The following is a 14,533-nucleotide window of genomic DNA, read 5'->3' as shown; positions in this document are numbered from 1 at the left end:
TACGCGGGCCCTGGCCGTATCCAATGCGAGCCCTTATGGGCGCACAAGGCGCCCATAAGGGCGTCCTGCGCGGGTCGTTAAGCGCCCGGTTAAAATAGCGGACCGGCGCCGCCCGCCGTCCGTCCCACAAGGGCAGGAAAACCGCGGCCCTGTTGCAGGGGGCCGGCGTGAGCGTTCAAGCGCCCACACCGGCCGAGCAAGGAGACATGCCCGTTCGCAGCCATGCCGGCCACCCCGGCCGCGCGCGCGACGCATCGCAGGCCAGCCGGCGCATCCGCCTCAGCCCTGAATCCCACACACGCGTTTCGTCCGCGCCAGCCCGCGCGTGCGGGCGTCGTCATGGAGTCGGCTGACGCGTCCCCTGCCCCAACAATTACGACCCGCTCACGGACCTCCCACTCATGCTTGCCCCGATTACCCGACTGTTCCCGCTCTGGGCCGTCCTCGTCTCGCTTCTCGCCTACTTCAACCCGGGTCTCGTCGCCCCCATCGCGCCGCACGTCACGACGCTGCTGATGGTCATCATGCTCGCCATGGGCGTGACGCTCTCGTTCGCCGACTTCCAGCGCGTCTTCACCCGGCCCGCACCGGTGCTCGCCGGCATCGTCCTGCACTATCTGGTGATGCCGCTGGCCGCCTGGGGCATCGCCCATGCGCTCCATATGCCGCCCGACCTCACCGCGGGCATGGTGCTCGTGGGCAGCGTGGCGAGCGGCACGGCCTCGAACGTGATGATCTATCTCGCGCGCGGCGACGTTGCGCTCTCCGTGACGATCAGCGCGCTCTCGACGCTCGTGGGCGTGTTCGCGACGCCGCTGCTCACGCGCCTCTACGTCGACGCCTCGATCGTCGTCGACGTGCGCGGCATGCTCATGAGCATCCTGCAGATCGTCGCGCTGCCGATCGCCGTCGGCCTCGTCGTGAACCGTCTCGCAGGCGGCCTCGTGCGGCGCGTCGAGCCGGTCCTGCCACTCGTCTCGATGGTGTCGATCCTCGCGATCATCGCGGCCGTGGTGGGCGGCACGCACGCGAGCATCGCCACGGTGGGACCGATCGTGGCGCTCGGTGTGGTGCTGCACAACGGCATCGGCCTGCTGGGCGGCTACTGGGGCGGGCGTCTGCTCGGCTTCGACGAATCCGTGTGCCGCACGCTTGCGATCGAGGTGGGCATGCAGAACTCTGGCCTGGCCGCGACGCTCGGCAAGCTCTACTTCTCGCCGCTCGCCGCGCTGCCCGGCGCGCTGTTCTCGGTGTGGCACAACCTCTCGGGGTCGTTGCTCGCGGGCTACTGGGCCGGCAAGCCGGCGCGCGGCAGCGAGCGCGATGCGCGCGAAGCACGCACCGAGAAGGTCTGAGCATAGGCGGCCCGGCGCGCATCAGGCCGCTTGCGTAACCGGTTGCCCGCGCCTGAGTTGTGCCCGGCTCGCGCATACCGCCCGGCCTCCTGCGGACGCGGCCTCACCCACGCAGTGCGCGCAGGCGCACGCGTGCGGGCCGCTTCACCATGCGCGCTGCCAGCGCCGCGAACCCCACAAGCCACGCGCGGGCGCGCCCCTCGCCCCACGGCGAGGCCGGCGTGCGCACTTCGCAGCGCACCGCCTCGTCCCATCCGCCGATCCACACCCGTTCTCCGGGCGCGAACGGCAATGCTTCGCCGGGCTCGAGCCAATAGTCCTGCGCGTCGCCTTCCACGGTCATCAGCACGCGCCCCTCGAGCGCGCCGAGCAAGCCGCCTTGCGCATGGCGCACGAGGCGGCAACGGCCGCGCGCGATGCACAGTTCCTCGCACCGCTCCTGTTTGCTCATCTCACCCGCTTGCATGATCCGGTCCATCGCACTCTCCCATCGTTCGTGATGGAGGCAGTGTGCGGCGAGTGCGGGCGCCGACGTTTCCGTCCGGCATGAAACGAGGCTTGCGGCGGGCGGCGCGGGCGCGCCGCATTGCGTGACGATTGTGGCCAACGTCGCGCGAGACTTGCTTGCCGCAAATGCGGCACGGCACGCGCGTTGCACGCTGTGCCTTGCCGCTTCCCGATAGAATCGGCGGCAAAAGGCGCGCAACGTAAGCGAACCATCGGGGACGCCCCAGCGCCGACCGCTTTGCATGCGACCGCAGGGGTGCGACTCACGCGCGAACGCGGGTCGACCGCGAAGCATGGAATCGCGAAGCGTGGGGCCTGAGTCAGTGCTGAAGCACTCACTCAGGCCGACACTGGAGAGGAGAATCCGCTTGTCCGTGCACACCGTTCCGGGCGTCGCCCCTGGCGCCCCGCTTGCCGCCGAAGCGGCGCCGCCGCGCCACGCCGCGCTCGTCCGCGCGCTGCTTGCGCTTCTGAGCGTCACGCTCGTTGCGGCCTGCGCGACGCGTCCGCCCGCTACGGTCTTCCAGCGCCAGAACTCGGCCGCCCTGTCCACCTCCGAGGCGAGCGCCACGCCGCTCGGCGCCGCACTCGCCGGGCCCGTGGCGGCGCATCCCGACGAATCGGGCTTTCGCCTGCTTGCCACCGGCACCGACTCGCTGCAGATGCGCATCGCGCTCGCGCGCGCGGCGACGCGAACCCTCGACATGCAGTACTACATCGCCAACGAGGACACCACCGGCAAGCTGCTGCTCGGCTCGGCGCTCTACGCGGCCGACCGCGGCGTGCGCGTGCGCATGCTCGTCGACGACCTGAACTTCCACGACATCGACCGCCTGATGGCCGCGCTCAACAGCCATCCGAACATCCAGATCCGCGTGTTCAATCCGTACGGCAGTCCGAGCGAGAGCATGTTCACGCGCACGCGCAACTTCTTCACGAACGTCGACCAGTTCACGCGCCGCATGCACAACAAGGCGACGATCGTCGACAACGAGCTCGCGATCGTGGGCGGGCGCAATCTCGGCGACGAATACTTCAGCGCGAGCCAGACGCTGCAGTTCCGCGACCTCGACGTGCTCGCGGCCGGGCCGGTCGCGGCGACCGTCTCGGCGAGCTTCGACGAGTACTGGAACAGCAGCGTGGCCTACCCCTTGAGCGTGCTCAATCATCAGAAGTTCGATCCGCACGATCTCGACGTCGCGCGCGATGAATTGCGCGCGCACTGGCGCGAGAACGCCGACCCGTACAACGCCAAGCCGCTCAACGCCACGCCGCTCGCCCAGCAGATCGCGCGCGACGAGCTGGGCCTCATCTGGGCGAAGTGGCAATTCGTGGCCGACTCGCCGGACAAGATCGCGGACCCCGAGCACGGCCAGATGGGCGACGCCATGCGCTCGTTGCTCGATCGCCTCAATCACGCGCACAGCAGCGTGCTGATCGTCTCGCCGTATTTCGTGCCGCACGAGGCGGGCGTGCGGGCCATTCGCGCGCTCACGGCGCGCGGCGTGCGCGTGGCCATCCTCACCAATGCGCTCGCGGCCACCGACGCCGTCGCCGTGCAGGCCGGCTACAGCCCTTACCGCGTGCCGATGCTCAAGGCCGGCGCGGAACTCTACGAGTTCAAGCCCACGCAGCCCGTGACCCGGGACTCGCGGCGCGTGCACGTGATGGGCTCGCGCTCGCGCGCGAGCCTGCATGCGAAGGTCTATGTGATCGACGAGAGCACGCTCGTGATCGGCTCGCTCAATCTCGACCCGCGCTCGGCCAGCCTCAACACGGAGCTCGCGCTCGCGATAGAAAACCCGCCGATCGCGCACGACGCAGCCGCCCTGTTCAAGCTCGCGACCTCGCCCCAGGCGAGCTATCGCGTTTCGCTCGCGACGCCCGCCGAGCTCGCGTCGCAGCGCGGCAGCGCGATTTCCTCGCCGCTCGTGTGGACCGACGAGGAAGACGGCATGATCCGCACCTACAACCTCGATCCCGGCGCGGGTTTCTACAGGAATCTCCTAACCGGACTATTCTTGCTGTTGCCGGTCGACAGCCAGTTGTGACGCCACCCGTCGGCCCCGAACCCACCACGCAGGCTTGAGGCGCGGCGTCTCGGCGCGCTCGCCTCATCCACCATCGGAGTTTCGCCATGACCGCAAGCAATGAGAACGTCAGAATGGAGCGCGACACGTTCGGCGAGATCGCCGTACCGGCCGCCCAGCTCTGGGGCGCGCAGACGCAGCGATCCCTGCAGAACTTTCGCATCTCGAGCGAGAAGCAGTCGCCCGAGCTCATCACGGCGCTCGCCACGATCAAGCGCGCCGCCGCCGAGGTGAACCACTCGCTCGGCGTGCTCGACGAGGCCAAGGCACGCGCGATCATGGCGGCCGCCGACGAGATCATCGAAGGCAAGCACCCCGGCGAATTCCCGCTCGCGGTCTGGCAGACGGGCTCCGGCACGCAGACCAACATGAACCTCAACGAGGTGATTGCGAACCGCGCGAGCGAGATTCTGGGCGGCGAGCGCGGCGAGGCGCGCAAGGTGCATCCGAACGACGACGTCAATCGCGGCCAGTCGTCGAACGACGTGTTCCCCACAGCAATGCACGTGGCCGCTGCGTATGGCATCGTCAAGCATCTGCTGCCCGCGCTGAAGACGCTGCGCGACACGCTCGAAGCGAAGTCGAAGCAGTTCGCCGACATCGTCAAGATCGGCCGCACGCACCTGCAGGACGCCACGCCGCTCACGCTCGGCCAGGAGTTCTCGGGCTACGTCGCGCAGCTCGATCAAGGCATCAAGCATGTGGAGTCGACGCTGCCGCATCTCTACGAGCTCGCGCAAGGGGGCACCGCCGTGGGCACGGGCCTGAACGCGCACCCGCAGTTCGCGCAGAAGGTGGCCGAGACCATTGCGAAGCTCACGGGTGTGCCCTTCGTCACCGCGCCCAACAAGTTCGAGGTGATGGCCGCCGCCGACGCGCTCGTGTTCGCGCATGGCGCGCTCAAGACCGTCGCGGCAAGCCTCATGAAGATCGCCAACGACATCCGCTGGCTCGCGAGCGGCCCGCGCTGCGGTCTGGGCGAGCTCTCGATCCCCGAGAACGAGCCGGGCAGCTCGATCATGCCGGGCAAGGTGAATCCTACGCAATCCGAAGCAGTGACGATGCTCTGCTGCCAGGTGTTCGGCAATGACGTGGCCGTGAACGTGGGCGGCGCGAGCGGCAACTTCGAGCTGAACGTGTTCCGCCCGATGATCGCGCACAACGTGCTGCAATCGATCCGCCTGCTGGCCGACGGCGCATTGAGCTTCAACGATCACTGCGCCGTGGGCATCGAGCCCAACCGCGCGCGCATCGACACGCTGCTCAACGAGTCGCTCATGCTCGTGACGGCGCTCAATCCGCACATCGGCTACGACAAGGCCGCGCAGATCGCCAAGAAGGCGCACAAGGAAGGCACGACGCTCAAGGCCGCCGCGCTCGCGCTCGGACACGTGACCGAGCAGCAGTTCGACGAATGGGTCAAGCCCGGCGACATGGTCGGCACGCTGAAGAAATAAGCCCTGTTTCTGGGGCTAAAATGCAACGCGGGCGGCAAGGTTTGAAGCTTTGCCGCCCGCTTTTTTATGCATGCAGCCGATGCGGCGCATTCCGCTCCGCAGTCGGCCCTGCATTCAGCCCTGCATTCGGCTCATCACACCTTGCCTTTCGCCACTTCCTCGGGCTTCAGATCGACGATCGCGTCGAGCGCGTCCCTCACGTCGAGTGCGTATTTCGCCAGACGCTTTTGCTCCTCCGTTTCCGGCACGAAGGTCGGCACGGGAATCGGGTTGCCGTTTTCGTCGACGGCCACGAACACGATCAGGCAATCGGTCGTCAGCCGCAGCTGACCGCTCTTCGGGTCGCCCGCGTGCACGGTGATGTGGATGTGCATCGACGTGCGGCCCGTGGCCACCACGCGCGCGCGCAGCTCGACCATGTTGCCGACGAGGATCGGCCGCCGGAAGCGGATATTGCCCACGCTCACCGTCACGCAGTAGCGGCCCGACCAGACGGCGGCGCACGCATAGGCGGTTTCGTCGATCCATTTCATCAGGGCGCCGCCGTGGACTTTGCCGCCGAAGTTCACCGAGGTCGGCTCGGCGAGAAAGCGGAACGTCGTTTCCGAACGCTCCAGCGGCTGGGAAGGCGTACTCATAGGGGCTCCGCTCGTGGGGTTTGCGCCTTGCCGGCAAGGCGTCGTTATAGGGTCCCGTCGATTATACGAGCGCAGTATGTCATCCGCAGACACCCAAGCAGGCCGGCGCGGCGTCAGCTGCCCGCGCCTCGCTCAGCCACGCTCAGGCCGCGCTCAGGCCGCCGAAAAGCGCGCCCGGTAGTCGAGCGGCCGCACGCCATAGCGCCGCTCGAACGCGCGGCGCAGATTCTGCTCGGTGCCGAAGCCGCAGTCCGCGGCAATGCGCTTGACGCTCTGCCGCGACTGCGCGAGCGCATGCGCCGCCGCCTCCACGCGCATGGCCGCGACGGTGCGCGCGGGCGTTCGCCCCACGGCCTCGACATAGCGCCGCGCGAAGGTGCGCGGGCTCATGCGCGCCTCTTCGGCGAGACGCTCGACGCTCAGCTCGGTGTGCAGGTTCGCGGCCATCCAGCCGTGCAGCGTGTCGAAGGCGCCGCCCGCCGCGCTTTGCGCCTCCAGCGCCTCGCTGAACTGCGCCTGGCCGCCCGGGCGCTTCATGAACACCACGAGCCGGCGCGCGGCATGCATGGCGGCGGCGTGGCCGCAATCCTCTTCGATCAGCGCGAGCGCGAGATCGATGCCGGCCGTCACGCCCGCCGAGGTCCAGACCACGCGGCCGTCACGCTCATCGCGCACGAAGATCGGCTCGGGATCGACGTCCACGCGCGGAAAACGGCGCGCGAGCTGCGCCGCGCTGCGCCAGTGCGTGGTGGCGCGGCGGCCGTCGAGCAGGCCCGCGGCGGCCAGATAGAACGCGCCGGTGCAAACCGAGGCGACGCGCCGCGCGCGCGGCGCAGCGGCGGCGATCCATGCGACCAGCTCGGGCTGCAACTGGGTCGCTTCGTCGATGGGGATGCCCGGGACGATCAGCGTGTCGATCGTGGCGATGTCGAGCGCGTCGAGCCGCTCGGTGACGACCGGCATCCCCGCGAACGTGGGCAGCACGCCGCCCGCCACCGAGGCGAGCGTGACGCGATAGGCGCAGGGCTCGGCTGAGACGGGCGTCGCCTGGGCGCGCCTCGCGCGCATGGCCAGTTCGGCCCGCCAGAAAGCCTCGACGGGCCCGCAGGCGTCAAGCAGCACGAGATCGGGCGCGACCGCGAACACCACGTGGCGCGCGCAGGAAGAGGCAGACATAGGGATCAAGGGGCAATGAAGGCTCGTTGCAACCATCATCGCATGCGCGCCGTTGGCAGGCGCGTCGATCTTGCGTCAATTTCTGCCATGGCGCGACGTGCCAAACCGCGGGGCGGCGCAGCGTCATGCAGATCGCCTCGCGCGTCCTGCTACTTGTGAAATGTGATGCCCTCGTCGATCGTCCCGTACATCGTGATGCCACTCGAGCCGCTCGACGGCACGCTGCCGCCCTGGGCGCAGGCCGCGCAGAGCAGCGCCAGCGCTGCAAGGGCCAGAATCCGTTTCATGACTGCCTGTTTGCTTCCAGAAAGGAATTCATTCTAGCGCGGTGCCGCTGGGCTCAACCGATTGGCCGGCAACACCCCACCATCATCCACGCGATGCACGCCATATTTCACGACAACCTGAAATGTCGAATGCCGGATTTCGCTAGAGTATCTCCATGGGCCGTCGCGCCACGCTCAGGCAGGCGACGCACGAAGGCCATCCGAACCGCCCGTTCCGCATGGGAGCCATCATGCCTCTTCCCGCCAGCGATGAAACCAGCCACTTCCCCGGTCTCGCACGCGTCGCCGCGCTGCTCGCCGATCCCGGGCGCGCCGCCATGCTGTGGGCGCTCATGGACGGCAGCGCGCGCCCCGCAGGCGAGCTCACGATGATCGCGGGCCTCTCGCCGTCCGCGGCAAGCGCGCATCTCGCCCGGCTCGCCGACGGCGGCCTGCTCGCGCCCGAGGTGCGCGGGCGGCACCGCTATTACCGCATCGCCACGCCCGAAATCGCCACGGCCATCGAAGCGCTGATGAACGTCGCGCACGCCGCCGCGCCGTCGCAGCCCGTGACCCGCCCCGCGCGCACCGTCCCCGTCGAGATGCGCCATGCGCGCACCTGCTACGACCACATGGCAGGCGAGGTTGCGGTGCGCGTGTTCGACCGGCTCGTCGAAGGCGGCTGGCTCGTGCGCAACGACGATGACCTCGACGTGACGGAGCAAGGCGTCGCGCGGCTCACCGATTGGGGCGTCGATCTCGGGGCGCTGCGCGCGCGCCGGCGGCGCTTCGCCTGCACCTGCCTCGACTGGAGCGAGCGGCGCCCGCATCTGGGCGGCGCGCTGGGCGCGGCGCTGCTCGAACGCTTCACCTCGAACGGCTGGGTCGAGCATGCCAGCCGCCCGCGCGTGCTGCGCATCACGCCGCTCGGCCAGCGCGAATTCGACGCGTTCGTGGCCGCATAGAAGTTCCAGAAAGCTGACAAATACCCAACAATACCGCTTAACAGGCACCGAAAAGCGGGCTTTCGCGCGCCTGTCACACGTTCTGTTACATCTGGTGCATAAGCCCTAACAATTGAGCGCGCATGGAAACAGGCGCGGCGGATAGAGTTCCCCCCATAGCTCCCTGGCATTCGCTCCAGAGGCTGTGGAGAACCAATATGACAACGCGCACCTCTTCGCCCATCACGTTCCGCTGCCACGACACCATGCAAGACACGCATCTGGACACGCCCGTCGCAGTGCGCCGCCCGCGCGGCCGCACGCTCATCGCCGGCGCCGTGCTCGCCGCTTTCGCGCTCAGCCTCGCCGGCGCCAACGCCTGGGCGCAGGCCGCGCCGCAAGGCGCACCCGTTGCCAGCGCAGCCGGCGACCCGCCTGGACGCGTCGCACGCCTCGACTACATGGCAGGCGACGTCACGACCGAGCCGGCCGGCGCCACCGACTGGTCCTACGCCCAGCTGAACCGCCCGCTCACGACTGGCGACCAGCTCTGGAACGATGCCAACGCGCGCTCGGAGCTGCACATCGGCTCGACGGCGGTGCGCATGGGCCCGCAAACGAGCGTCGACGTCCTCAACCTCGACGACTCGACTGCCCAGCTGAAAGTCGCGCAAGGCACGCTCTCGACGCGCGTGCGCGAGCTGCCCCCCGGCGCCTCGTATGAAATCGACACGCCCAACCTCGCGCTCGGCGTGACCAGCCCCGGCGACTATCGCGTGGACGTCGCGCCCGACGGCAGCAGCACGACCGTGACGGTGCGCAGCGGCAGCGTGACGGTGTACGGCGAGAACGGCCAGACGCCGATGTCGGCGGGCCAGCAGATCCGCTTCGCGGGCACCGACCTGCAGCAGGTGGCGAGCGAGGCCGCGCCGCCGCCCGATGCCTTCGACCAGTGGGCGCTCGCGCGCGACGCCAGCGAGGACCGCTCGGTCTCGGCGCGCTACGTCTCGCGCGACGTGCCCGGCTATCAGGATCTGGACGCCAACGGCACATGGCGCGACAGCCCGCAGTACGGCGAGGTCTGGACGCCCAACGATGTGCCCTCCGGCTGGGCTCCGTATCACGACGGCCACTGGGTCTGGCAAGCGCCGTGGGGCTGGACCTGGGTGGACGATGCGCCGTGGGGCTTCGCGCCCTACCACTACGGCCGCTGGGCCTATGTCGACGATTCGTGGGCCTGGGTGCCGGGTCCGATCGTCGAGACCGCGCCGCCCGTCTACGCACCTGCGCTCGTCGCCTTCGTGGGCGGCGGCGGCGGTGGCCCCGATTGGGGTGTGAATCTCGCCATCGGCGGCGCCGCGGCGGCCGGCGTCGCATGGTTCGCGCTCGGGCCGGGCGAGCCGTGGCATCCGCACTGGGGCGACTGGAGCCCGCACTACTACGACCGCGTGAATCAGACCGTGATCGTCAACAACTACCGCCACGACGTGAACATCACGAACATCAACGTGCACAACACGTTCGTGAACTACCGCGTGCCGGGCGCCGTGACCGCCGTGCCCGCCACGGCCTTCGTGCACGGCCAGCCGACTTCGCGCTTCGCGCAGCGCGTCGATCCGCGCCAATGGCAGAACGCGCGCGTCCAGTCGGGCACGCCGGGCATCGCGCCGGTCAAGGGCAGCTTCGGTCCGGACCTGCGCCGCGCCGACTACCGGCCGCCGGCTTCGCTCAATCAGCGTCAGGTGGTGGCAACGCGCGCGCCCGTCGCGCCGCCGGCCTTCCGCGACAACCTCGCACAGCGCTTCGCCCACAACGGCGGCGCCGTACCGGGCGCGGGCGCGCCGGTCGTGCGCGTCTCCGCGCCGGCGCACGCCTCCTTCTCGCCTTTCTCGCCCGCCTCGCACGGGGGATGGCCGCAGCAGAACGTGCGTGTCGTGCCGCCCCACTCGCCGGTGATCGGCGCGGCGGGCCGGGCGAACGGCGCGCCGGGCCAGGCACCGGGTCAGGAGCCGCGTCCGGGCGCTTTCGCCCAGGGCGGCCCGCATGGCCCGAACGAAGCCATGGCCCCGCATGCACAACAACCCGGACAGCCCGGCACGCCGCCCTCGATGGCGAACGGCCACGGCCCGGCCGCCCCGCAGGCCAACGAAGCGCACGGCGTGCCGCATCCGCCGCAGTTCGCGGGGCGGCCGGAGGGCGGACAGCCGCAAGGCGCCATGCCCGGCGGCGAGCCGCGCGCACCGGGCGCCGCCGGCAACATGAATGGCCACGCGATGGCCGGCACCCCGGGCGAGGCGCATCAGCCCTCCTGGATGCAGCCGCATGCACCGATGGCGCAGCACGGACAGCCGGGCGGCGCGGCGCCGGGTCAGGATAACCGGCAGCAAGCGTTCGCGATGCAACAGCCGCATGAAGGTGCGCCTGCCCGCGCGCCGCAGTCCACCGCAGGCGAAGCACCGCACGGGCAGCAGCCGATGCAGACGCAATCGCGTGCGGATGCCCATCCGCAACCGGAGCAGCAGCGCGCCGAGTTTCATCCGCAGCCTCAACCTCAGCAGCGCGAAGAGCCTCGCCCGCAGCCGCAGCCGCGTGCGGAAGTCCACCCGCAACCGCAGCCTCAGCAGCGCGCGGAGTTCCACCCGCAGCCGCAGCCCCAGCCACGTGCGGAGTTCCATCCGCAGCCGCAACCGCGCGCCGAGTCCCACCCGCAACCGCAACCGCGCCCGGAGCCCCATCCGCAACCGCAGCCCCATCCGCAAGCGAGCAGCGGCCACGACGACCGTCACCACGGCTAAGCCCACCGCCTCGGCGCGCGCCGCAACGCGCGCGCCGCCAACGAAAAAGCCCGCGAACGTCACCGTTCGCGGGCTTCTTGTTTATCGCGCGTCGATTGCGGCGCTACGGCACGCTAGACCGCCATCGGCGCCGTGAGCGGATCGTGATGCCGGTAGCCAACCAGCGAGAAGTCGGCGGGCTCGACCTTCTCGAGCCACTCGGGCGCGTAGACGCCAGTCTTCGCGTACTCGGGCACGCGCGACGCGATCTCGAGGCGCGGGCTCTCATAAGGCTCGCGGCTCAGCTGTTCGTTGAGCATGCCGAGCTGGTTCTCGTAGATGTGCGCGTCGCCGATGAAGTACGTGAACCAGCGCGGCGTGTAGCCCGTCAGACGGCCGACCAGATGCAGCAGCACCGCGCCTTCGGTCAGATTGAACGGCGTGCCGAGGCCCACGTCATTGCTGCGGATATACAGGCACAGCGAGATCTCGCGCTTCGCCACGTTCGGCAAGAACTGATAAAGCAGGTGACACGCGGGCAGCGCGATCTCGTCGAGCACCGCCGGGTTCCAGCCATGAAACAGAATCCGCCGGTCGGCGGGGTTGTTCATGATCGTGTCGAGACACTGGCGCAGCTGGTCGACCGCCTTGTAGAGCAGCACCTTCGGGCGCCCATCCTCGCTGAATTCGCTCACGCGCGCATAGCCGCGCGACTGCGCGTCGGCCAGCTGCGCGCTCGCATCGGCGTCCAGCACCTTGTAGGCAGGCCACTGGCGCCACTGCACGCCATAGACGTCGCCGAGGTCGTCGGTGCCGCGGCGATACGGATTGGCGAGCCACTGCGCGTTCTCGTTCGCATTGGCGTCCCACACCTTGCAGCCGAGCGCACGGAAATCCGCCGCGCTGCGCGAGGCACGCAGGAAACCGATCAACTCGCCCACCGCCGACTTGAACGCGAGCTTTTTCGTCGTGACGGCGGGGAAGCCCTGTTGCAGGTCGAAGCGCAACATGGCGCCCGGCATGCTGATCGTGCGGATGCCGGTGCGGTTTTCCTGCCAGCTGCCGGTGTCGAGAATCGAGCGGACGAGCTCGAGGTACTGTTTCATGCGTGGTCCCTGAGCGGGCGCGCGAGTGCACCCGGTGCGGATTCAAAAGAAGAGATTCTATAGCAAGCCGACAAACGGCAGATCGGGCCCATTGGGGCGCAAGCGGAGAGCAATCAGGGGACAGGCACGACCACCGCGCACAGCTTCATTTGGAATGACCGGATAGAACGGCATAGGCGCGACGACACAATTCACCGTATCGGCATAACATGCTCATAAAATACGCATTATGTCGAAGCCGTGAAAAATCGAATAATGCCGCAGATAATGCGTCGCATGGCGGCGCCCGGCAAAGACAAACGGCGTAAAAATCAATGCGTCGATTAGCGCGACGAACTAACGTGACAAGCGACGTGACAAGCGCGTGGCAAATCGTTCGCAAATAACCCGTAATATCGCGACCTGCACACCGAGGCCACAACGCGCCCACCGCTCGCAGACGCGGACAGGGCGACCCGCACCCACGGGCCGCCCGCCGCACGAACCTGCGCCCCCGCGCAGGCCCGCTTGCACCCCTGCTACCTCGTACCCTCACGGCCTGTTCCGGCTCTTCGTCAGCCTGCTTCGTCAGTGCTTGTGCGGCCGCATCGCGCGGCGCTTATATGGTCCCCTCGACGAGGCCGCCTTCAGGCCCCGCCCCCCGAAACCAGTCCGCCCGGATGCGGCGCAAGCGGATCGCTTTCCATATGCCGCATGCCATGCGCACACAGCAGCCGGTAAAGCGTCACACGCGAAATGCCCAGTTCCTGCGCGGCGTCGCCAAGGCGCCCGCGATGGCGCAGCAAGGCGAGCTCGATGGCCTGGCGCTCGGCGGCCTCGCGCGCCTGCGCGAGCGAGACCGGCACCACCTCGACGTAATCGCCCAGCTCCAGATCGCGCGCCGTGATCGCGCGCCCTTCTGTCATGACGATCGCACGCCGCACGCGGTTGATGAGCTCGCGCACGTTGCCGGGCCAACTGTAGTTATGCAGCGCGGCGATGGCGTCGGGAGAAAAGCCGCGCAGACGCCGCCCGCCGTCTTTCTTGAAGCGCTCGAGCATATGCCGCGCGAGCAATTCGATGTCCTTGCCGCGCGCGCGCAGCGGCGGCTCGTCGATCTGCAGGACGCACAGGCGGTGATACAAATCCTGGCGGAAGCGCCCCTCGACCATGGCCGCGCGCATGTCCACGTGCGTGGCCGAGATGATGCGCACATCCACGGGAATCGACTGGTGGCCGCCAAGGCGCTCGATCCGGCCTTCCTGCAGAAAGCGCAACAGGCTCGCCTGGCTTTCCATCGGCAGGTCGCCGATTTCGTCGAGAAAGAGCGTGCCGCCGTTGGCCGCTTCCACACGGCCGATCTTGCGCTGGTTCGCGCCCGTGAACGCGCCGCGCTCATAGCCGAATAGCTCCGACTGCAGCAGGTGCGGCGGGATCGCCCCGCAATTGATGGGCACGAAGGTCGCATTGCGCCGCGCCGAGCGCTCGTGAATGGCGACCGCGGTGAGTTCCTTGCCGGTGCCGGATTCACCGGAAATGAACACCGGCGCGTCGGTCATCGCAACCTTGCGGATCGAGCGGAACAGCGCCAGCATCGCCTCGCACGAGCCCACCATTTCGCCTTCCGCACCGCCCGTGGTGTCGTTCGAAGCGCCCTCGCCGAGCGCGACCATGCCGAATGCATGGCCCACGGAATCGACAATGCGCTCGCCGCTCCAGGGCACCGTTACGTAATCGAAACAGTAATCGCGCACGAGGCGGCGCAAATTGGCATCCTGCAACTGGCCCGTGGTGGTGGCGGCAACCCAGCCTACGTTAGGCAACGTGAGGCACGGCTCGAACGCGCCGATCTCATGCACATGGAATTCGCTGGTCAAGTCGATCAGGCCGCCCGCGGGCAGGCCCGCGCGCAGCGCACGCCGCGTGTCCCGGGCGTTGCCGACAATCTCCACCTGCCAGCCCCGCTCGTGGAACCGCTCGCTCAGCGCTTCATTCGGATTGCGCGTCACGTAAACCAATTGCCGCGTTGCGGATTCCATTATTCAGATCCTCTTGCCAACACATCGTTGCGAAATGACGGCACGCACCTGATGTACAGACACGCAGCAAAAGACCACATTCGCCAGGCGCAAAGGGACGTGGCGAGCATGGGGCTTTTGCTGACAGTGAATCCCCGAGTTGCGGCGTGTGTGTCAACTTGCCCACGGCTGGGCTTTTCTTATGGGTATTACGCGTTTTTCT

The 14,533-nt window shown here is 68.4% G+C and carries 11 protein-coding genes; 5 read left to right on the top strand and 6 right to left on the bottom strand.

Features of this window, described 5'->3' with window-relative positions; translation table 11 throughout:
- Window positions 1–401: 401 nt before the first annotated feature.
- Window positions 402–1,355, top strand: coding sequence for a ketopantoate/pantoate/pantothenate transporter PanS (panS, locus tag BO1_RS01050; protein ID WP_028215953.1), 954 nt, complete (start codon window positions 402–404; stop codon window positions 1,353–1,355).
- 103 nt (window positions 1,356–1,458) lie between these two features.
- On the opposite strand, the gene BO1_RS60090 is transcribed toward panS, so the two are convergent.
- Window positions 1,459–1,833, bottom strand: coding sequence for a DUF2917 domain-containing protein (locus BO1_RS60090; protein WP_043283485.1), 375 nt, complete (start codon window positions 1,831–1,833; stop codon window positions 1,459–1,461).
- Between the two features lie 403 nt (window positions 1,834–2,236).
- On the opposite strand from BO1_RS60090, the gene BO1_RS01040 reads away from it, so the two are divergent.
- Both BO1_RS01040 and fumC read left to right on the top strand, forming a co-directional pair.
- Window positions 2,237–3,913, top strand: coding sequence for a phospholipase D family protein (locus BO1_RS01040; protein WP_043283514.1), 1,677 nt, complete (start codon window positions 2,237–2,239; stop codon window positions 3,911–3,913).
- Between the two features lie 86 nt (window positions 3,914–3,999).
- Window positions 4,000–5,409 (top strand): class II fumarate hydratase, encoded by a 1,410-nt coding sequence (gene fumC, locus BO1_RS01035; RefSeq protein ID WP_084687708.1) that lies wholly within the window; start codon window positions 4,000–4,002, stop codon window positions 5,407–5,409.
- Window positions 5,410–5,543: 134 nt separating this feature from the next.
- Here fumC and BO1_RS01030 read toward each other — a convergent pair whose 3' ends face one another.
- The 3 genes from BO1_RS01030 to BO1_RS60085 form a co-directional block, all read right to left on the bottom strand.
- On the bottom strand, window positions 5,544–6,047 hold the full coding sequence (locus BO1_RS01030; protein ID WP_028215950.1) for an acyl-CoA thioesterase: 504 nt from the start codon (window positions 6,045–6,047) through the stop codon (window positions 5,544–5,546).
- Between the two features lie 153 nt (window positions 6,048–6,200).
- Entirely contained in the window at window positions 6,201–7,223 is a 1,023-nt protein-coding gene (locus tag BO1_RS01025; RefSeq protein WP_043283484.1) for a GlxA family transcriptional regulator, read from the bottom strand.
- A gap of 149 nt (window positions 7,224–7,372) precedes the next feature.
- On the bottom strand, window positions 7,373–7,510 hold the full coding sequence (locus tag BO1_RS60085; RefSeq protein WP_167338301.1) for a hypothetical protein: 138 nt from the start codon (window positions 7,508–7,510) through the stop codon (window positions 7,373–7,375).
- A gap of 230 nt (window positions 7,511–7,740) precedes the next feature.
- Between BO1_RS60085 and BO1_RS01015 the strand changes: the two genes are divergently transcribed.
- Both BO1_RS01015 and BO1_RS01010 read left to right on the top strand, forming a co-directional pair.
- Window positions 7,741–8,454: an ArsR/SmtB family transcription factor gene (locus BO1_RS01015; RefSeq protein WP_028215948.1), complete on the top strand. Its 714-nt coding sequence runs from the start codon at window positions 7,741–7,743 to the stop codon at window positions 8,452–8,454.
- 245 nt (window positions 8,455–8,699) lie between these two features.
- A complete protein-coding gene (locus tag BO1_RS01010) occupies window positions 8,700–11,228 on the top strand; it encodes a DUF6600 domain-containing protein (RefSeq protein WP_028215947.1) in 2,529 nt (842 codons plus the stop codon).
- Window positions 11,229–11,341: 113 nt separating this feature from the next.
- Here BO1_RS01010 and BO1_RS01005 read toward each other — a convergent pair whose 3' ends face one another.
- Both BO1_RS01005 and BO1_RS01000 read right to left on the bottom strand, forming a co-directional pair.
- Window positions 11,342–12,313, bottom strand: a complete 972-nt coding sequence (locus BO1_RS01005) for a thymidylate synthase (protein WP_028215946.1) — start codon at window positions 12,311–12,313, stop codon at window positions 11,342–11,344.
- Between the two features lie 626 nt (window positions 12,314–12,939).
- A complete protein-coding gene (locus BO1_RS01000; RefSeq protein ID WP_028215945.1) occupies window positions 12,940–14,331 on the bottom strand; it encodes a sigma-54 dependent transcriptional regulator in 1,392 nt (463 codons plus the stop codon).
- Between the last annotated feature and the right edge of the window lie 202 nt (window positions 14,332–14,533).

Source organism: Paraburkholderia oxyphila NBRC 105797 (assembly GCF_000685075.1).
Taxonomy (GTDB): domain Bacteria; phylum Pseudomonadota; class Gammaproteobacteria; order Burkholderiales; family Burkholderiaceae; genus Paraburkholderia; species Paraburkholderia oxyphila.
Note: the sequence above shows the minus strand (reverse complement) of the source record. Positions and strands in the feature narration are given on the sequence as shown.